Genomic DNA, 22,081 nt, shown 5'->3' on the forward strand with positions numbered 1-22,081 from the left:
ATGAATTTCAGATTCCTGCTGATACTGCTGTTGGCGATCCTGACCCTGCTGGGCTGGACATTCGTCCACCATCAATACCTTAGTAGCCGCCAGGCCCGGCTGGAACAGATCGCGGAACTGCCGGTCTATGTTTACATGAATGAACCCGCCCGTCTCGACAGCCTCTTTTACCAGCTGAAGCATGAGGTACCCGAGATAGATTCCCTGGTCCGCGAAACCGGCCTCCAGGCCGCGGAGGAACTGCTGCAAAGCTATCCCGATCTGGGAATCCCGGCCAACGCCCAGCAGGAATTGCCCAACATCCTCACCCTCTGGTTCAAGCCCTCGGACGCCGCTTTCCGGGGCCGGGAAAAAGTGCTGCAAATCCTTACTGCCAAAGGCCTGAAGGGAGAAGACGTCGATAGCCAGGAACTTGCCTGGGGCCATGCCCGACAGGAATTGGACTCCCTCAGCTCCCGCTGGAGCAATTCCACCCTCTTTGTGGCGCTGGTGGTCTTTCTGATGCTGGTTTACGCCCGTCTCTTCCTCTACCTTTCCGATGCTGCGGCCAATCGCGGGATGCGGGCCACAGTGCTGGAAAGCATCAGGGCCAGCGAGGCCGCCAAATGGCAAAACGGTTTCCTGATCGTGGTGCCCGTGCTGGTGTCCTTCGGATTGTACCATCTGTTGCTGGCTTTGGATGTGCTCAGCCAACAACTTCACTGGTCTTTCTTCGCGGTGCAATTCGCCTCTGTTCTGGCCGCCGTGTTGGTGTCTGATCTCATCAACAGCATGCGCGAGCCGGAAAGTCAAGAAACGCGTGGCATCACGGTTTCCACCCCGCCCAATGCGTAATCTGCCCAATTTGCTGACGCTTCTGCGGGTGCTGCTGGTTCCTGTGTTCGTTTGGCTGCTCTTCTTCAGCGACGCGGAACACCGCGTGGCTTGGGCTCTGCTGGTTTTTGCCGTGGCTTCCTTCACCGATTGGCTGGATGGCCATCTGGCCCGGAAATGGCAGGTGACCAGCGATTTTGGAAAGATCGCCGATCCCTTGGCAGACAAGCTTTTGGTGCTGGCTGCTCTGGCCGCGCTCACCTGGCTGGAGCCCTTTCGCCTCGTCTGGCCCATCTTTGCCATCATCGCGGCGCGCGAATTTGGCATCACCGTCCTGCGCGAGGTTTACAAACACCGCGGAATCATCATGCCCGCTGACAAACTGGGCAAGCTGAAAACAGTATTGCAGATGGCCGGAATCATTCTCGCCCTCTCCATCTGGGCTTGGAAACCCGGTCTGGCCGCGTCCCCGGCTGCCCGGACCGCTGCCCACGCCTGGTTCGGGGCGGTTGCTTTGCTTACTCTGGCAAGCGGGTTAAACTATCTGAGGCCGGGATAATTCACTCGGGCTAAGGAATACAAATGAAGAAATATATATTGCCGATGCTGGCTTTGCTACTTGCTTTAGCTGGCTGCGGCAGGGAATCCGCCGCTTCGAACCGCTACGAAAAACACGACCAGCTCATCAAATCCGCCAAGCCCATCGCCTACGGAGAGGATTACGAGGTTCATATTTTCGCTGACGGAGCCAATCTGGACGCGGTGAAGCGGCCTTTGAAATCCAGCCTCGGACGCGAGGTGACCATCGTGGTGGAAGAGAAGTATTTCTCTGTCAACTTTCAGGAAGCCAAAGCCCTGAATGACTTCAAGCCCTATAAAAACCTCATTTTCTGCGGCACCCTTGCCGGCAAGGACCCTGTTTCGCTACACATCACCAAGACTCTTGCTCCGAAACTCGTAAGCGCCGCCGAGGCAAGCGGGGCCGAGCTTTTCGTGATCAGCAACCACTATTCCCGCGACCAACTCATCCTCTACCTGTTGGCCAAAGACCCTTCCACCCTCGCTAAACTGGCTAAGGACAGAAGCGACCAGATCTTTGGCTATCTGCTGGAACGCTACCGCCGGCGCCTGGCCCTGGCCGCTTACCAAAACCCAGTGATAAGGGAAGAATTCTTCTCCGACTGGCCTTTCACAATCAAGATTCCCGATATCTACCGCCTTTGGAAAAACGAAAAATCCGGGCGCTTTCTCTCTTTTGTTTTTCAACCCTACAAACCCAGCCGCACCAAGCCGGATAAATACATCTCCGTCTATTACGAACCCATGCCTGTTAACCAGGTCACCCCGGAATGGATTTACAAAACCAGGCAGGAACTGGGGCAAAAATTCATGCAGGGCGACTATATCCTGGATAACAAATACCGCACGGAACCAGACAGCATAGCTGGCTTTAAGGGCCTGCGTATGATGGGGCACTGGGGAAACAAGGAGGGAGGCGGCTTTGGAGGCGGATTCCAAACCTGGGCTTTCTGGCACGCCCCCACCAAAACAGCCTGGCTTGTTGACAATATCGTCTTTTTCCCGGACGGTTGGAAACTGCCCACCCTGCTGGAACTGGGGATGATTTCCCAATCATTGGAAATTAAGTGAAAAAACTCACTCGGAGGCTGATCATTACGGGCCTGGCGGCCTTGCTGCTAAGTGCCTGCGCCACAAGCGGAACCGTCGCGGAAGTCGAACCCGGCCAGCCGAATTTCCGCTCCATCTACTATTTTTTGGCAGGTGCCTATCATCAAAGCGGAGCGGACCACTTCACCGCGGACGTTCTGCTGCGCAAAGCTGCCGCTGAAGACCCCGGCGCTCAAATAATCCGCCGCCAGCTCCTGCTCAACTCCATCGGCCGCTGGCAGGTGGGAGAGCTTCCAAACACCGGGCTGCGCCAGGAATTCCTTGCTTATGAAAAGGATTTCGGCCTCGACGCGGAGCTTCTCTACGCCGACATTGACCTTTACGATGGGGAGGGCGATATTCCCGCCGCTGAGAAGGCACTGGCCCGCCTGCGTGAACTTTATCCCTCCGCCCGTGCCGATTTGAGGCTCTTCGTGCACGGCTTGCGCTCCGGAAAAGGAGCCGACCTCGGTCTGCTTGACGCGGCCCGGACCAAGGCTAATGAAGACCCCGCCATCCTTAGGATGCTGGCTGGAATCTGGTTCTATTACGATCCCCTGAAGGAAAAGGAGGCCCTGCTGCGCGCCCATGAACTGGACCCAAACGAGGTTTCCTATGCCTATCTGGCTGACTATTGCGTGCGCAACGGCGATTTGGAACTCACCCGGCGCTATTTTGCCGAACTAAAATGGCCGGCAGACCGCGAACGCATGCTCTATCTGGCAGGCTCCGACCAGGTTCCGGAGCGCAATAAGCTGCTCATCGACCAAGCCGAAACCCTTTTGGCCACGGGCGATACGGAGCTTTTGGGCTATCTCGCTTTCGCTGCGCTGATGGAGAAAAAGGCCGGTATCATGGACGCGATAGCTGCCATTGTGGACACTCTTTTCGCTCCGGACAAAGACAAACAGGACCTTTACGCAATGCTCATCGCCCAGGCACTGCTCCGGCCGGAGGTGAAGGTTGCTCCGGAAAGGGTGGCGCTGCTGACGGAAAGCGGATATTTCGATGACATCGTCAGCTACTATGTTTGCGGACTCAGCTCCCGCCCTCCCGAAAGCTGGGAACTGGAGGACCCCGAGGTCTGGCCCGCCTTCCTGGCAGAACTGGACTGCCGTTTTCCTCCGGGGCCGGCCGCCGCATACCTTACAGCCTTCGTCCAAACCATTCGCGACAGCTCCTTCACCGGTCTGGCGGATGCCAAGCACCGGCTTATTCTCAGCCTGGGCGAAAGCCACACTCTTTGCGAGGCTGACTATTCCTTCCTGCTCGGCTATTATCAGCTCAAAAATGACCAGAAACTCTATCTGCAAACCCTGCGCGCCGCCCTGAAGGACTGGCCCGACAACCCTTCCTACTGCAACGACATGGGATACGGGATGCTGATGAGGGGCGAGGACCCTGAACAGGCGGCAGGATTCATCCGCCACGCTCTCGTTTTCGAGCCCGACAACATCTACTTCCTGGACAGCCTGGCCTGGTATCATTACCTCACGGGCGAATTTGAGGAAGCCCTTCTCCTGATGGTGCTGCCCCAACAACAGGCTGACCTCCCCGCGGAAATCGCCTGGCACATTGGAGCCATCTACCTTGCTCTGGAAGACTATCCCTCTGCCCGTTCCTGGCTGCAAAAATGCCTGGAGACCGGAAACGACCCTTCCTCCGAAAAAGAGGCCCGCGAAGCGCTGAAACTGCTCCCCTAAACAGCTTGGCAAAGGCTGGACGGTAGCCTACACCTTGTCGATTATGGTGGAGCATGGAAGGTTGACATCCCCGTCAACCTCGCTCCGGTGCAGTGACCCTTTCTCTTTTCCGCAAAGCCCTGCGGCTTTTGGTCTACGGGCAAGTCGACCTTCCGGGTTGGTAATGTCTGCCGCTTCATTTCGGCTCCCTTTCAAACCGAGTGGGTAGTCCGGAGGGCTTCTTTTTAGTTGAGCGCCCGTAGCCACTTAGTCTTAAAAGAGAGCTATACCTGCTTACCCACTGCAATGTCCTGCCAGTCACGCCCTGAGCGCTCGATTCCACTCTCCTCCCGCGCCACCCGAATGATCCTCGCATTAAATACGGGCATCATACGGGAGGCGAACTTGAGGACCAGTACAGGGCCTTAACGGCCAGACAGCATCGCTTCTTTCCCGGCGCGGGAATGAAGGCAGTGGCACCCACTCAGTTTGAATATGGTCCGAAATAATCCTTGACAGCAAAAAGGGATGCCATTATTGATGCACCACATTGTTATCTTGCTGTCAATGGATTAGTTAGTGATTAAGATGAATAATGCATAGTTGTGTGGCTGTTGTCTAATTGAGCTGAAAAAGGGAATGCTGGCTATCTCCTGTGAATCGTTTGCCACTCTTTCGGACTGTGCGCTGTCTTAAGATCGGATAAAAGAGTGTAAAGCGGACGGAACCTGTCTTTACGTCCATGTAGGCTGTTCGCTAAGGCGGACGGCAAAAAAAGCAAACGTATATGAGGAAAAACAAACGAAACGAACTTTGTTTTGGGTTTTATTCCTGACGGCATTGTTGGGAATATCGAGTATGTGGGCTCAGAACACATTGGTTGTTGGTATTGGTCAAACGTACACTACTATTCAAAGTGCGATCAATGCCGCAGTTGATGGCGACCAGATTCAAGTGCAAGACGGTACCTACGCGGAAAATGTTAAAGTCAATAAAAACATCAGCCTAACTTCCGTCAACGGAGCGGCCACAACTATAATTGATGGCTTGAACTCAGGAGGAGGTACTGGTACAATCAATCTGACAAGTGGAAGGAATGGCGTGGTTATTGGCACGATCGGCCACGGCTTCACCGTTAAAGGAATCGATGGCCCTCCTGGTGTTGAATTTGCCGCCATCTACCTGACCGGCGCGCAGACCAATATCTCGATTGAAGGCAACATCATCGAAGCCAGAGGCGACGCCGCCCTGATGGGTGAATATAACGCTGCAAACACCAATATAGTGATAAATGGCAATGAGATCACCGGCAAGACCTTCGTCGGGGATAATCCGGGTGGAGTTGGTTTTGGAGCTCAATACAGCTTGCCAAATGTGCCACGCCAACTGGTGGTTTTCGGTGGAGGAGCTGGTACAACGAACACTCAGAGCTTCACTTTCACAAACAACATCCTCTCCGGGATATGCGGTGGTATGAGCATCACCGACAACAACGGAAATCCGATTGATCCCACCCCACAGGGCAACACATTAGCCTCACTGGAATTTGCCGGAACTAACAATATTATCGCCGGCAATACGTTCAGCGGATCGACCACAAGATACGCGGAAGCACTCAGAATGAGGGGTCCCGGTGATTATACTATTACAGGGAACACCTTCAACGGCTCATATCCCGTTACAATGACAGCTCAGACTTCGAATCCCAGCATTGGGCTGGACAGGATCCAAAATGCTCTTCCTCCTGCCAATACTTTTGACAAATACGTGGTGGTGAATTCCGGAACTGCGCTCGCGGTTCCAGCGATTTTCCCCACTATACAGGCTGCAATAGATGCCGCCACCCCCGGTGACGTGATCCAAGTAGCCGAAGGAACCTACAACGAAACGGTTACAATCAATAAAGGCGTAAGTGTTTTGGGGGCTGGAGCTGCCAACACGATCATTGACCCGGTATCCGATACTGCGAGTTTCGTGGTGAGGATAAACACCACTTCTGGGAATGTGAAACTTGATGGTTTTACCATCAGGAACTCGACCACTGAAGAAATTGGAACAACCAAGGTAGCGCTTGGCAGTGGATCTACCGGAGCGATGGTAGAGATATCCAACAATGTCATTATTGGTGGATACGACAGCGCCACTGGGGTCTATACAGATTTCGGTTTCGGCTTTTGGAGCAGTAATTGTGCATCCGACCTGTTCTTCCATCACAACAACATTAGCCATTGTTATGACAATCCTGTTGGGCTGGAGCGTCATAGAGGCGCGAGCGAGATATCTTATAATACTATAAGTGACTGTGCACCATTTCCCGCAATCTGGTTCATGACCGAGAAATCTGGAAGTGAAGCTCCCGAAATGTATGAGATCACGGCCAGACAGTATATTCATCACAATACTATCACAACCGGCACAGGCATTGGTATGGCCGCCCCATATGGTGGGCATTATAATCAGTATCTCGGCGGAAAATACACCGATGTGGAGATATCCTATAACAACATATCGAATTTATCTGCAACCGGAAAAGGCATCCAACTGGAAGCAGATGGGGATAACGGAGGATTCTACAATCCAGTTATCGCAAATAACACTATAACCGGAGCATCAGGATTACCCTCGACTTCAGCTCGCGGGATCAGGATACTCGGGAACGTGTTCAATGCCGATATTAACAATAATACTATAAGCGGTGTGTACAGAGGGATCTGGCAAAGCTATTCCTGGGGCCAACCAGGTATTCCCGGACCGAGTGGAAACACCCTTAGGAACAACTCCATAACAGATTGTGCTATCGGCGTCGAAAATCAGTATTCCACTACAGCTGCTGTACTTGATGCCAAAGAGAACTGGTGGGGAGATGCCAGCGGCCCTCTGGATAATGATTCCATCAATCCTGATCCTCAAGCTGACAATCCTGATGGACTGGGCACTAAAGTTTCGGGTTACGTGTCCTATGATCCCTGGTGGGCAAATGCCGAAATGACAGAACTCGGATCAAACAATTATATAGCTGGTAACACCTATACATTCACCGTCCACGCGCCCAATTCCGAGGATGGAGCAAAAGCATATCTTTGGGGTTTTTATACTAAAATCGGTGGTGGTTGGGCTAATACAACGTATGGAACTGGCTATTTTAGCGGTGGATACGCCACAGTCAACTACACAGTGCCTCTGGATTATAAGAAGGATTTTTACTGGGAAGTTATAGCCTATCAATCCCCCAACAGCCAAGTAAGGTGCAAACGGTGGAATACAGCCGGGCCTTGGAGCCAGTTTGATACCTATCTGCTCGACGGACAAACAATTGAAATGGAAACATACAGGTTTGACGAATTTGAAATGGACAGGGAAACAGCGAGTTTCAAGATGCTGGCAAACGGAGTAGTACCGACCACTGTGGATGCCGCCACTGTCGAAGTAATCGTTCCTTGGTCAGGAGACATAAACGATTACGATAATTCTGTCTATAACCATGACACTGTGTTCTGTAAAAAGGGTTTGCTTCCAAGCTACGCCGCCAACCTTGGATATGAAGTGCAAGTTGTCGCATCCAATCCAAGTTCCCCGATGTTCCAGGAGATAAGGATCACAAAGCCCAGTGTTGGCTACGATGTAACCTTGTTCGGCTTTAGAATTCCGACAGGTGATGATCCGCTTGGCTACATGTGGTGGACAACCTTCTACATCGAACCGGTGCAGAATATGGTCATGAATTATGACCCCGTCACCGGTATTTGCAGCGGCAGCTTCTCCGCACCTCTGGAGTATTATCAACAGTACTTCATACAGCCTGTCGCGGAAATCTACGTAGACACAAACTTAAAATACTACTATACGCCCGGGTCTATGGACCTTATCCTCAGCGGGGGGATGCTCACCCCTATCAGGAATGTGACCACCGGTGCCTATTATGAAACCATCCAGGCTGCAATCGACACGGCTGAAGCCAACCATGTTATTGAAGTGCAGCCCGGAACCTACGTGGAACAACTGCACGTCACTACCGAAAACCTCACCATCCGCGGGGTTGGCACTGATTCGGTGGTGATCCAGTCGCCGGATGTCCTGCCTCTGTCGTTCACAACCTCAGCAGCCAACAAGCCGGTCGTGTTCGTGGATGGAGTACAGGAATTCACGCTCAAAAACGTTATTGTGGACGGCGGCAACAAAGGAAACGCTAACTACCGCTTCAATGGGGTCGCGTTCTGGAACGCCGGGGGTACCCTTGAAGACGTGGATGTGATCAACATAATGAACGATCCATTCAGCGGCGCTCAGCATGGAGTAGGTGTCTTCGCCTATAATAACACCACCGGGTCTTTCAACATCAAACTCGACCATGTTGATGTGACTGACTTCCAAAAGACTGGAGTAGTATTGACAGGGAATGGCGGTAATCTTACTGTCGACCTTGATAATGTTACGGTAACCGGTCAAGGGCTCACTGACATTATTGCGCAGAATGGCATTGATATTTCATCTGCCACTGGATCGGTGACAAATTGTTCAGTTACTGGAGTAGATTGGATATGGCCAGGAACAGGAACTCACTGGACTGCTTCGGGAATCATACTTCAAAATACTACTGATCTGGTGGTTTCGAATGCTACTTTGACAGGATGCGAGACATCATTCTACGCTAAGGAAAACTTGGGGTTAGAGATATCTGGTTGCGTAATTGATGGCGCTACTGAGATTGCAGTCCTGGATTATGGAGGAATCGACTCAGTAATAGATGGTAATACAATCACAAATTCTAGCTCCGGTATCTATTGCTACTTGACTGAAAGTGCATTAATTACTAACAACGAGATTGAAGGATCAGAGTATGCGTTGATACTTGAAGAGATAGACTCAGTATCTTCTGAAATTACAGTAACTGGAAACGAATTCTCTAATAACTACATCCATGTGTATAATTCTGGTGATGAACCAGACGTAAATACACTGATCCCCACCAACACGTACGCTCCTACCTATTTCATTGTGGACCAGACGATCTACGGCAACGGCACCGTTCTGTATGTGGACGCGCCTCTGGAAGTTATCCAGGACAACGTGCAGCAGACCTATTCCGTGAAAGCTTCGTACGCTGGAAACCTGCGTGGTTTCGACGTGATGCTCATCATCCCCAAGGCGGATTTTGCCACAGCTCCCACGAACTTCGTTATGGGATCGGCTTTTACGAGCCCTCTTTATATAGTCGACCAGAGCACAGATACAGAATGGATTTACGTAATCACTGGTGCCTTTTTAGGTGCCGGCAGTGTCACCGGCGAGAATGTCACCCTCTTCACCTTTGACGCGACCAGTACCGCAGACTACAACAACGTGCCCGATGGCTGCTACATCCAGTTGCCTTTGGGTGAGGTTACCCTGCGGGATGAGAATAACCAACCAATAGAGTGCTTTGACACGTTGGACAAGTGGATCCTGATCGACAACATACCCCCCACTCCTGTGGTTTGGGAAGACGAGATCACCGCTCTTCTGCATCCCTGCCGCACTACGCCCAACGCGAACAACTCGATCGACCTGATGTGGACTAACCCTGAAGGCGCGAAGAAGATCCAGATCTGGACCCTGAGTTACGGTGATGCCGGAACCGGCTACACCCACTATCCGGAGTATGACGACCACAGCGAGCCGAGTCTCGCTGCTCCAGATCCACTACTTGGCAGCCCGCAAAACGGCTGGGTGAAATTCGCTGAGATTGACCCTCCCCAAACCTTCCCCTATACTTTAACTGGCATGGAGCGTGGTTATTATTACATCACCCTCTTCGCCGTGGATGAGGCTGGCAACATCAGCGCCGCGCCCGAAGCTCCCTTCCACCGTGAGTCCATATCCTACTGGCCCGGAGATGTGAATGAAGACGGAAAAGTCATGGATGACGATATCGGCTTGTTGGGTGCTGTCTGGGGCTTCAACTCCAGCAACGAAGCCTGGAATAACGTGATCGACGTTGGTCCCTCAACAGATTACGCACGCCGTTCCCGCCCCATACCGGACAACAGGATCAACATCGAAGACCTGATGATGTTCGCCATGAACTACTACAACACACATTACGAAGATAATCACAGGAATTTCCCGGAACTCAATCCTGTCATGGTGATGATGGCTACACAGAACAACGGTGGCCAGATCGTTGTGAATCTGGAACTGAGTGGAAACAATGGATTCCTGAAAGGCCTGAACATGCCCATCGCCTACGGCAGCGGATTGCAACTGGCGTCTATTGAGCAAGGTAACATCTGGCCGGAAGCCAGCCTGCTGCTGCACACCAATGCTGAAGGCCTGGTGGAGGTCTCCTGTGCCACCCTGGGTCAGAACGCCCTGGAAGGCGACGGCAACATTGCCACCCTCGTTTTCAACGTGGTGGGTAGCGACACTGAAATCACGCTTCAGCCGATGATTGCCCGCAGCTGGGACAACCATGACATCGCCATAACCTATGACTACACAGCCAACGAAGACTTGGTGAATGTGATTCCGCTGGAAAGCTATCTGGGCAGCAACTTCCCCAACCCCTTCAATCCCAGCACTACCATCCAATACGGATTGAAGGAAGCCAGCAGCGTGAAGATCAATGTTTACAACTCACGTGGACAGCTGGTCCGCACCTTGATTAATGAAAGCAAGGCCGCTGGAACGTACCGCGTGGTTTGGGATGGCAAGGACAGCAACAACCGCTCCGTTTCCTCCGGAATCTACTATTTCCGCATGGAAGCGCAAGACTATGTGAAAACCAACAAAGGCCTCCTTATCAAGTAAACTAATGAACGGAGTCCGCCCTACGGGGCGGACTCCACTTTTAGGATCAAGAAAAATGTATTCCAGACTCGCGGTTACCCTACTTCTGGCTTGCCTGGCTTTAAGCTTGGGAGCACAGGTGGTTAGCATCACCCCCAATCCGCAGACAGCCGAAATACAGCAGAACTTCACGGTCACAGTGCATCTGGATACTGTAACAGAGGTGCGAGGCAGCACCAGTTGGATTACCTATGACCCCAGCAAGGTGACTTTTGTCTCAGCCGCCCGCGGCAGCTTGCTCGACGGATTCCCAATGTACTGGTTCATAGCCGCTCCAGAAGCACCGGACAGGGTGCGTATTTCGAGCCAAATCCTCCAGGGCGGAGCGTCGGTGTTCGGACCCGGTGATTTGATCTATATAACTTTCACCGCGATTGAAGAAGGCTTCACCACCCTCGAATTCTACAATTTCCAGTTGTATAGCTTGACTGGGCACGTCATCCCAGATGTGACCACCAACAACGGCGATGTAATAATCGGGCCTTCTCCTGCCTACCTAAAAGCTAAATGCTGGCTGCAAGGGGCTTACAGCAATGGCTCCATGCACACTCTGCAAAATGACGTCATCCCTCTTACATCTCCATACGCTGCGGATCCGGTGACGGTAGACTACATCCCTGAGGACGTGGTGGACTGGTGCTTGCTGGAACTGCGTTCGACCTATGATGGCCAGCCCACAGTGTCCAAATCCGCCTGGCTGGGTTCCGACGGCTGGCTGCGCCTGCCTGACAAGCCCTACCTTATCCTGATGAACAGCTCTCCCGGACCTTGGTATGTTGTTGTCCGCCACCGCAACCATCTGGCTGCGATGAGCAGTTCTGCAATCAACTTTGGAAGCAGCGGTTCCCCGCCTATCTTGGATCTGAGTGATATCACCAGTATTTATGGAGGCGGCGGTGTGAAAGAAGTGGAGACTGGGATTGTAGCCCTGGCGTCTGGTGACGCAAACCAGGACGGAGCGGTTAATCCCAACGACTGTAATTCCTACTGGAGGCTCCAGACTGGCCTGAGTGGCTATTACTCCGCAGATTTTGACCTGGATGGATTTGTCGCTCCCAGTGACCTAAATTCCATGTGGCGGATTAATACAGGTTTGATTAGCATGGTGCCCACTTCTCGGTGAACGTATGAAGCCTAAAACCCTGGAATTCTCGCTACTCTTTATTTTGCTGGCAATGCTCACTTGCGGACGGCTTTTCGCACAGCAGGGCACAACCAATCGCGGCGACATCGAGTTTTCTTTTGCCAACCCAGACTTGGTCGAATGGGAAGGGGAAAGCTATTTCAGCCTGGACGTTATGGCCAGCAGCGCGGAAAGCGATCAAAGGCTGGGAACAGGGATAGTCCTGCTGAATTATAACCCTGAGGCTTTTGGCTTTAATGTCAGGACAAACAACAACGTGATCGTTACTCAGGGTAACTTGGTGTACAGGGAACCCTTCCCGTTTTACTACTTCATCATCAACGACAATACCAGCACCCGTCTGGCGATTACCTTTGAATATTTGTATTCAGCAGGAAATGGCGGGTTGCTTTCTACCACCCCACAACAGCTTTTCAATGTAAAATTCAAGGTTCTCGACACGGGACACAGAGCGGGGATCGGTTTTCAGCAAAACATGATGTCTAACCAGCAATACTGGGATGACAACGCTACCTTATTCGATCCCGTGGTCGCTCAGGATGTTGAAAACAGCCTAATTCCAATACTGCCCCAACACATTGCACTGACAATAATTGGCAATGTTTTATTTGTATCATGGGATCAGGTATCCGGTTGTACCTATTCAGTTTATTCGGCAGTGGATCCCCTGGCTAATGATTGGCAGCTGGAGGCTTCTGGACTGACTGAGTCTGCTTGGAGCCAAGCCGTGGAAGAAGACAAGAAATTCTTCCGGGTAACTGCTACAGGGACTCAGTAATAAATGTCAAAGGAGAGTACATAATGATTTTATTAAGATATGCCAAAATCTTTTTGGTACTGGTGCTGGGTTTGTTTTTCACCCAATTTGCCTGGGCACAGGTGCGCATCTATATCGATCCGCCTGAAGAACAACTATACTATTCTGAATCAACTACCCTGGCTGTGAAGATAGAAGGCCTGACCATGGGAGAAGCCTTGCGTGGTTACCAGATTCATCTTGATTTTGATAACACCTATCTGGAAGTGTCTGGAGTGACGGCTTTCCAAGAAGGAGAATTCTTAAGTGCTGTTGGCCCAACCCAATGGTTCATCATAGAGGAAAACGGAGGTTACACCGCCACCTGCTCCATTTTGGGCTACACTACCGGAGCCATCGGGTCCGGTACTCTGTTTTATGTTAATGTAAGCTCCAAAGATCTGTCCACTGGTCCATCGGGCACCCCTGTGGAACTTTCTGACGTGATCCTGCGTGATCCGCTCAACCAATCCATCACCGCTGGCAGCATTGAAAACGGTGTCATCCATGTTCGCCGGCAAGTGCGCATCTATACTGACCCAGCACTGGAGGACTTGTATTGCTACGGTACCACTACCCTGGCTGTGAAGATCGAAGGCTTGGAAGCCGGGGACGCCCTACGCGGTTATCAGGTCCATCTGGATTTTGATGACATTTATCTGGCTGTGACAGGGCTGGACGCATTCCAGGAAGGTGAGTTTCTCAGCGATGTCGGCCCAACCCAATGGTTCATCATAGAGGAAAACGGAGGTTACACCGCCACCTGCTCCATTTTGGGCTATACGCCCGGTGCCATTGGCGAGGGAACCCTGTTCTACGTAACCCTGAACGCCTTTGATCAAACCACAGGTCCTGAAGGAACGGATGTGCTGCTCTCCGATGTGATCCTGCGGGATCCGCTCAACCAAAACATTCAGGATTTCACTCTGGAGCATGGCAAGATAGTAATCCAGGAAGGCGCACACATCTGGATCGACCTGCCGCATTATGACCTTCTTTACTATGAAGAGGTGCGCGTGGCCGTTAAAATCGAGGGCTTGGTGCAAGGTACACCCCTGCGTGGCTATCAAGTGCATTTCGACTTTGATGACACCTATCTGGAAGTAAGCGGACTCGAGGCTTTCGAGGAAGGCGAGTTTCTCAACGATGTTGGCCAAACCCAATGGTTCATCATCGAGGAAAACGGAGGTTACACCGCCACCTGCTCCATTTTGGGTTACACACCGGGAGCTTACGGCACAGGAACGCTTTTTTACGTTACCCTCAAAGCCAAAGACCAATCTACAGGTCCTGGAGGAACGGATGTCATGCTCTCCGATGTGATCCTGCGTGACCCGCTCAACCACGCTATCAGCTACGGACTGCCCCATGGCCCGTGCAACATCGTGATCGAACCCCCGCTCTACATATACACAGGTCTCAAGGTGTTTCTGCAGGGGCCCTATGTCGCAGGCGGGACCATGACCCATATCCTGAGCGACAATGGTTACATTCCACTTACTTCGCCTTATGATGCCAGCATAACGCTCACAGCTTTTCCAGACGCCTCACCCCGTTACATCGTGGACTGGATCTACATCCAGCTCCGGGCTACCTCCACCGGCCCGTTTGAACAACCGCAGAGCTGCTTCCTGCTCAACGATGGCACTGTGGTGGATGTGAATGGAAATCCGGAGTTGGCTTTCGAGTTCACCGAAGGTATGGAGTATTATATTATCGTGCAGCATAGAAACCATCTCGAAGTGATGTCTGCCGAACCATTTGTCTTTTCCTCTGATTCTGCCGGATCAACGCCAGCTGATTTGACGGTATTGAATTCTGTATTCGGTGGTAATTCTTTGGGAGTAAATGAGATTGAACCTGGCACTCTAGCCTTGTACTCCGGGGATGCCAATCAGGATGGAATCATAGCTTCTGCTGACAATAATCTTTATTGGCGCATTCAAAGTGGGTTGTGGCACGGTTATTATATCGCAGATTTTAATCTTGATGGAAATGTTATCCCAACAGACCGGACTTATTACTGGAGGCCAAATTCCGGTCATTGGACTCAGATACCATAATTAAGGAGTAAAAAATGAAAAGGATGCTTATATTATTATTGATGGCTGTTTTGCCAATCCTCTTGGCGGCTCAGGGGATTGAGGGAGATGTTGGAATACTATACACTTTGGCCAACGGAGAATTAACTCAAGATTCAGGGGGAACATGGTTTGAGTTCGATGTCATGGCTCAGGGCATTTCTGATACTCAAAAGCAAACAAGGCTTGGAACATGTTTTGTTTCATTGCAATACAGCAGTGCTTTTGGAACTGAAGTATGCCCTGGAAATGGGGTACCAACAGGCGAAAATGTTGAAGTCACAAAAGGGACACTGATACAAGATTTAGTTATTCCTGGTTACCCTCCAATTCAGTTTTATTGGTTGATAGCGAATAACTCTATGACTGATGTGTTCTCAGTAACTACGGAGTTTCTTCAGGATGAAGGGTCTGGAACTATACTTCCCTATAACGCAACACAATTCTTTCATGTAAAGCTGAGAATTAGGAATCCTGAAGATGATATATGGGTGTGTTTGTATCCGCGTTATATGAGTGGAGAGAATTTTTACGACGATGAATGGACGTGGTATAGCCCAGTAGAAATTGGAAACTGCATCTATTACGACCCACCACTCCCCGTAGAGCTTTCCACTTTCACCGCATCGATGAGCATCACCAATGACGCGGTCAATCTGATGTGGGTTACCCAGACAGAGTCGAATATGATCGGCTACAGGATATTGCGCGGGAACAGCGACGTTTTGGCCGAGGCGGAGGACCAGAATACCCTGATCCCAGCCACCAACACCTCACTGCCTGTTTCCTACATGTACAGTGACACGGTGATACAGCCGGAGCAATCTTATTACTACTGGCTTGAAGCTCTGGATATGGACGGCACCAACACGTTCTTCGGACCCATTGCCATTACCGTCCCGGGCGAAGGTGAATACACCCCTGCGATTCCTCTTGCTACTGGCATTAGTTCCCTCTATCCCAATCCTTTCAATCCGGACCTGACCATCAGCTACAGCGTGAAAACCAGTCTGCCTGTGAAGATCGACATTGTTAATATGCGCGGACAAATCATCCAGACCCTGGTTAACGAGAACAAGGAAGCCGGTGTGTATCGGCAGAATTGGAACGGCACTGGTTCAGACGGACGGCTCTGCTCTTCGGGAGTCTATTTCGTTAGGATGCAAGCCGGTGGCGAAGAATATTATGCCAAAGCCATTCTGTTGAAGTAGAATTCCATTCCAACTTAACCTTGGTCCCGCGCTTTTTTGGCGCGGGACTTTTTATTCCCATTCATGCCGGGTTGGTGAAGCTCGGAGGGCTTCTTTTTGGTTGAGCGCCTGCACCCACTTGGCCTAAAAGAGCGCTAAAATGCTTACCCATCCAAAGATCCTGTCAGGCAGGCCCTGAGCGCTCGCGACCATTCCTCTCCCACGCCTTCCGCAAGATCCTCGAATCAAATGCGGGCATTGTGCGGGAGGCGAATCCGTAGCACAATGAAGGGCCTTAACGGCCAGACAGCATCGCTTCATTCTTTCATCGGGTTCCCGGCCACTTCACACCCTCGCTATCGTCCTGCTGCCTCTGCGAGGCTCTGTTGGAGTTCGGAAATCAGGATGACCAAGGAGCTCTACGCCAACTTTTTCTCCCCAAATCAGTTGAATCCGTTGAGAAAAGAAAAGCGGTATGGTGGCTGTCTATGCTGGGGGCTGCCTCTTTTCTGGTTCAGGCATCAACCTTGGGGGAGCATGTCCTCAGAAAGCTATAGTGCGACAAAGCTCTGGCAGAATTAGCTTGACAGATTTATGGCCGCTGGAGGGTTTTGATATTTAACATGGAAAAATGGGTGAAAATCCCTTTACCAAAGGGATGAGACGCCGAACGAGGAACCGCGTGAAAAGATACTTGCTGATTTTGGTGGTTGCGCTGTGCTCCCTGTCGGGGGCTGAAATCCTGGTGCCGATGGACCAGACCCAGAGCAACCACCTGAAAGCCTACGGAGTCGCCTTCGAAGCGCTTAAAGAGCAGTATGTGGTGAAATGGCTGCTCAATTACCGGGGCGGAAGTTTCCTGATGCCGGAATCCGAAGGCCTGGCCGCGCTCTGCAACATCCGCGGAGTGCGTTTCGAGCTGGTATCCTCCGCCCAAGTGGCCGCCATCATGGCCGAAATCCAGGATGCGAACATGGAGGCGCTGGTTCTGGAAAAAGAGCCGAAAATCGCCATCTACATCCCGCCCAACGCCTTGCCTTGGGACGACGCGGTGACCCTGGCCCTGAACTACGCCGAAATCGATTATGACCGTTTCTGGGACGATGAGGTGCTGGATGGCAAGCTGGTGGATTATGACTGGCTGCATCTGCATCATGAGGATTTCACGGGGCAGTTCGGCAAGTTTTACGGTTCCTACCGCCACATGCCCTGGTATCAAAACGACGTCCAGGTGAACGAGGCAATGGCCGCGAGGCACGGCTACGCCAAGGTTTGGCAGCTTAAGCACGCGGTGGCGCAAAAAATCCGCGAGTTTGTGGAGAATGGCGGATTCCTCTTTGCCATGTGCGCTGCCACGGATACCTTCGACATCGCGATGGCGGCTTACGGAACGGACATTGTGGACAGCCTCGTCGACGGCGATGGAATCGACCCCCAATACCAAAGCAAGCTGGATTTCAGCCGCTGCTTTGCCTTCGAAAACTTCAAGCTAAAGACCAATCCCTTTGAATATGAATTTTCCGATATCGACGCCAGCGACTATTCCCGGCTGCGCGGGGCGGAAGCGGACTATTTCCAACTATTCGATTTTTCAGCCAAATACGATCCCGTGCCCACCATGCTCACCCAGTGCCACGTGAACGTTATCGACGGCTTTCTGGGGCAAACCACCTCCTTTTTCAAGGACAAGGTGAAGAAAAGCGTGATCATCCTGGCCGAGGTGCCGGGCCAGAATGAGGTTAAATACATCCACGGCAACATCGGCAAAGGCACCTTCACCTTCTACGGCGGACATGATCCCGAGGATTACCAGCACAAGGTCGGCGATCCCGAAACTATCCTCGACCTCCATAAAAACTCGCCCGGATACAGGCTGATCCTGAACAACATCCTCTTTCCAGCCGCCGAGAAGAAAGAACTGAAAACCTGAGGAAGGGCAGTGACAAGATTCTATCCGAACATCCGCAGAACCCAGCTCAAGGTGGGCCTCTTCACGATTCTAACCCTGGCTATTCTGTTGTTCTGCTACCTGTGGTTGAGCAACCGCATCTCGACCCGCGCCCAGACGGACCTGCGCATCAGCTTTGACGAGGTGATGGGCCTGGAGGTGGGGGACCAGGTGACTTTCAGGGGCATGGAAGTGGGCCGGGTGAAAAAGATAGAGGCGCGGGACCGGGATATTCTGGTGACGGCGCGGATAAACAGCGACGTCCGCCTCAAAGAGGGCTCCCGCTTTCTGATTTCAGACAGCAGCCTGATGGGGGGGACCTTGCTCAACATCACTCCAGGAGAGGGACCGGGCCTTTTGAACACCAAGCAGGTTCTCGAGGGTGATTCACCCCAGGGGATAATGGGCGTCATCGGTGAAGCCACTTTGGCCATTGAAGAGATAAAAACCCTTTTTGCCAGTCTGGGTGGGGAAGACGGATTGATCGGCAAATCGAACCTGGTGCTCGACAATGCCCAGCAAGCGGCGACGTCGGTGGACAGGCTGGCTTTGGAGGCCAAAGGCGATTTGGAAGCCGCGTTGGGGCAAATCGAAAGGCTCACCGGCGAGGTGCGGAATGTTGTCCAGGCCAGTTCAGCCGATTTGGAAGGCGCTCTCGGCAAGGCACCGGAAGCCATGGTCAGGGTAAACTCCGCCCTGGACAGCCTGAAAATCCTGTCGGGCAGGCTGGACGCGACTTTGCACACCCTGAACAGCGGCCAGGGCACGGCCGGAAAGCTGCTGCGCGACGACGGCCTTTACCGCCAGTTCCAAAGCTCAGTGGCCAGTCTGGATTCACTGGTGGCGGACGTTCGCGCCAACCCCAGGAAATACCTTAAATTCAGCATATTCTAAGGATGCCGATGAAACTGAGATACATTCTCCTGCTCTTGTTGCTGCTGGCGGCGGGAACCTCCCCCGCCTATTACTTCGGGCAAAACAAGGTCAACCTTGTCCCCGAAGAATGGTCCACCCTGCAGACCATGCACTTCGACATCTATTACCCCCGGGGCGAAGATGAATTCGGCCGGGTGGTGGCATTGATGGCGGAGGAGACCTACTACACGCTGAAAGACCAGCTCACTTTTCCCATCGGTTCCCGCATCCCGGTGATGTTCTACAGCAGCAAGACAAATTTTCAAAGCACAAACATCATCTATCCCCTGCTCACGGAAGGGGTTGGCGGCTTCACCGAAAGCCTGCGCAACCGGGTGGCTATACCTTTCGACGGAAGCTACTCCGACCTAGAGGAACTGCTGGCCCACGAGCTTACCCACGCTTATACCAACGCCCTGGAAGACGGGGTCGCTAACGCGCTCAGGTCCATGCGCCCCACCTCTTTTCCCTTCTGGTTTTCGGAAGGTTTGCCGGAATACCTCTCCATCGGCGGCGAGAGCGATTACAACAACATGTTCATCCTGGACATGGTGGTGAACGACAAGCTGCCCCCCCTGCAAAACCTGGGCGGATACTACGCCTACCGGCTGGGGGAAAGCTTTCTGGCCTACCTCGCCAAGAGCTATGGCAAAGACAAGGTGACGGAATATTATTACACCCTGCGTTCTTCTAACGGTCTGGACAACGCCACCAAGAAGGTTTTCGGCCTGGAGTTCGATGACCTTGAATCCCGCTGGCGCTACCAGCTCAAACGTGATTTTTACCCCCTGGTGGAAAGCCAGGGCATCCCTGTGGAGAGCTTGGAAAAACGCAGCGACAGCAAGAAAAAGGGCGCTTATTTCAACCTGATGCCCCGCTTTTCGCCTGATGGCAGCCGCTATGTCTGGTTCAGCAGCGCCGAATCTCGCTACAGCGTTTGGATGGGCAGCCTCCACGGCCTGAGCGAGCCGCGCCGAATCCTGAAAGGCGAAGCCACCGGGGAAATAGAGGAATTTCACTGCTTCCGCTCCAACCTGAGCTGGTTCCCGGACAACCGCCGCGTGGCCTTTGCCGCCAAAACCGCCAATGGCGACCGTATCCACATCCTGGACGTTGATCGGCGCAAGATCGTGCGCTCCATCGCCCCCGCCGGGATGAGCGCCATCTATGAACTGGACGTGGCTCCGGACGGCCGCAGCCTGGTTTTCGCCGGACAGCAGGGGATGCGCTGTGACCTTTTTCTGATGGATCTGGAGAGCGAAAACCTCACACGCATCACCGATGACCTCTACAACGACCTCCAGCCCCGCTTCACCCCGGACGGGCAGAGCGTGGTCTTCGCCTCGGAACGCAGCCGCGATCCAGAAAGCAGACGCCGGGGCCTCTTTGCCAACCTCAACCGGAACATCTTCAGCCTTGACCTTGCCGGCGGAGAACTGACCCAACACACCTTTGAAAAGAAAGACTGCAGCTTTCCCCAGGTGGACGCCAAAGGCCAAAACCTTTACTATATCAACTCCGATGGCGGCGTGAGCAATATCTTCGCGCTGGACCTGAAAGGCGGAGGCAGGGCAAAAGTGACGAGCGTCCTCTCCGGAGTCTATTCCGCTGACCTTTCCCCCGACAGCCGCCACCTATTGCTGGCCAACTATTTCGACGGCGCCTGGGATATCTATTTCAAGGATAGAAGCCTGGATACGCTTCGTTTCTCCGCCTATCCAGCCCCCCGGACCGTGGCGCTGGAAGACAGCCTGCTGGCTGGCATCGACTTGGGCGAATTGGACCGCTACGGCAAACGGGAAGCATTGAAGCCCCGCCGGGTCAATCCCGCCGCCGGTTTCTCCACTAGGGACCCTTTCCTAACTGAATTTCCCACTTTCGAATACACCGCCGAGGACTCTCTGCTGCTGCAGCGGGACTTCAGCTACGATGACCGTCCCCAAACTAAGGACAACCCGCCAGTGGTAAAGCCATACCGGGCAAGGTTTTCCCTGGACAGCCTCTGGGGCGGACTGGCCTATTCGCCCACGGTGGGTACCATTGGCTATGTGGAACTGAGCATGAGCGATATGATGGGCGACCACGGCATCGGCATCAACGCCGGAGTGTCCGGAAAGCTAGAGGAATCAAACCTCGCGCTCACCTATCTCTATCTGAGGCAGCGGATGGATTACGGAATCGGCGTCTTCAACCACAACGATGAGTACTTTTTCAGAGAGGTCGTGCCGGGACCCAACAACGACATCTGGTTCCGCTACCGGGAACGCCAGAGCGGCGGCTACTTTCTGCTGCGCTATCCTTTCAGCCGATTTTTGAGATTGGAATTCGACCAAATGGTTTACCAGCGCGGCAGCTACCTCTACCAGCTTGGCGACAGCCTCGAAGTAGAACTGGCCAACGACCTCGACCTCGTTTATTCACCCGGTTTCAGGTTGGTGCACGACAACGCCCTTTACGGCTCCACCGGTCCTTTGCTCGGCTGGCGGCTCTATTACGACCTGAACACCACCATCAACGACGGCAAGATCGACTATGTGACCAACTATCTGGACTGGCGCAGCTACACCCTCTTTAGCAAGCGCTATTCCATTGCCCTCAGAGGTATCGCCGGAATCAGCACGGGGCCGAATCACCAGCGCTTTTCCCTGGGCGGATATTACGGCATCCGGGCTTACGGGGACAACCTGAGCGGCTCTAAAAAGGCGGTGTTGACGGCTGAACTCCGCTTTCCTTTCTTCGAATACATAGATATGGCCTTTCCCCTGCCCCTGACCATCCCCAACATCCGGGGCAGCATTTTCGCAGAACTGGGCACGGTGTTTGACGATTTTGACAACTTCCAGCCTTTTGACGGCAGCAAGCTGAAGGACCTCAGGCTTGGCTACGGCTTCGGTCCGCGTCTGGACCTGGGCTATGTTATCCTGGCTTTGGACGTTACCTGGCTCACAGACCTGGAAACCAACTCCAGGCCCACCTTCTATATCAGCCTCAGCGAAGACTTTTAACATCAAACATAAAT

The 22,081-nt window shown here is 52.7% G+C and carries 12 protein-coding genes; all 12 read left to right on the plus strand.

The window, feature by feature from the left end:
- The gene (locus GX466_06030; protein NLH93760.1) at positions 1-834 is read left to right on the plus strand and encodes a hypothetical protein; all 834 of its coding nucleotides are present in this window, start codon (positions 1-3) and stop codon (positions 832-834) included.
- Positions 827-1,372: a CDP-diacylglycerol--glycerol-3-phosphate 3-phosphatidyltransferase gene (gene pgsA / locus GX466_06035; GenBank protein NLH93761.1), complete on the plus strand. Its 546-nt coding sequence runs from the start codon at positions 827-829 to the stop codon at positions 1,370-1,372. Before GX466_06030 ends, pgsA begins: the two co-directional genes overlap by 8 nt.
- A 23-nt stretch (positions 1,373-1,395) precedes the next feature.
- Positions 1,396-2,463, plus strand: a complete 1,068-nt coding sequence (locus GX466_06040; protein NLH93762.1) for a DUF4837 family protein — start codon at positions 1,396-1,398, stop codon at positions 2,461-2,463.
- Positions 2,460-4,184, plus strand: a complete 1,725-nt coding sequence (locus tag GX466_06045) for a hypothetical protein (GenBank protein ID NLH93763.1) — start codon at positions 2,460-2,462, stop codon at positions 4,182-4,184. The genes GX466_06040 and GX466_06045 overlap by 4 nt, the downstream gene beginning before the upstream one ends.
- A 933-nt stretch (positions 4,185-5,117) precedes the next feature.
- A complete protein-coding gene (locus GX466_06050) occupies positions 5,118-10,949 on the plus strand; it encodes a T9SS type A sorting domain-containing protein (GenBank protein NLH93764.1) in 5,832 nt (1,943 codons plus the stop codon).
- A 55-nt stretch (positions 10,950-11,004) separates the two neighbouring features.
- On the plus strand, positions 11,005-12,111 hold the full coding sequence (locus GX466_06055; protein ID NLH93765.1) for a hypothetical protein: 1,107 nt from the start codon (positions 11,005-11,007) through the stop codon (positions 12,109-12,111).
- 4 nt (positions 12,112-12,115) lie between these two features.
- Positions 12,116-12,910, plus strand: coding sequence for a hypothetical protein (locus GX466_06060; protein ID NLH93766.1), 795 nt, complete (start codon positions 12,116-12,118; stop codon positions 12,908-12,910).
- Positions 12,911-12,933: 23 nt separating this feature from the next.
- Complete coding sequence (locus GX466_06065; GenBank protein NLH93767.1) at positions 12,934-14,991, plus strand: hypothetical protein; 2,058 nt, start codon at positions 12,934-12,936, stop codon at positions 14,989-14,991.
- Positions 14,992-15,521: 530 nt separating this feature from the next.
- On the plus strand, positions 15,522-16,220 hold the full coding sequence (locus GX466_06070; GenBank protein NLH93768.1) for a T9SS type A sorting domain-containing protein: 699 nt from the start codon (positions 15,522-15,524) through the stop codon (positions 16,218-16,220).
- A gap of 661 nt (positions 16,221-16,881) precedes the next feature.
- The gene (locus GX466_06075; GenBank protein NLH93769.1) at positions 16,882-18,129 is read left to right on the plus strand and encodes an asparagine synthetase B; all 1,248 of its coding nucleotides are present in this window, start codon (positions 16,882-16,884) and stop codon (positions 18,127-18,129) included.
- A 9-nt stretch (positions 18,130-18,138) separates the two neighbouring features.
- Entirely contained in the window at positions 18,139-19,041 is a 903-nt protein-coding gene (locus tag GX466_06080) for an MCE family protein (GenBank protein ID NLH93770.1), read from the plus strand.
- Positions 19,042-19,049: 8 nt separating this feature from the next.
- A complete protein-coding gene (locus GX466_06085) occupies positions 19,050-22,067 on the plus strand; it encodes a BamA/TamA family outer membrane protein (protein ID NLH93771.1) in 3,018 nt (1,005 codons plus the stop codon).
- Positions 22,068-22,081: the final 14 nt, after the last annotated feature.

It is taken from the genome of Candidatus Cloacimonadota bacterium (assembly GCA_012516855.1).
GTDB lineage: Bacteria > Cloacimonadota > Cloacimonadia > Cloacimonadales > Cloacimonadaceae > Syntrophosphaera.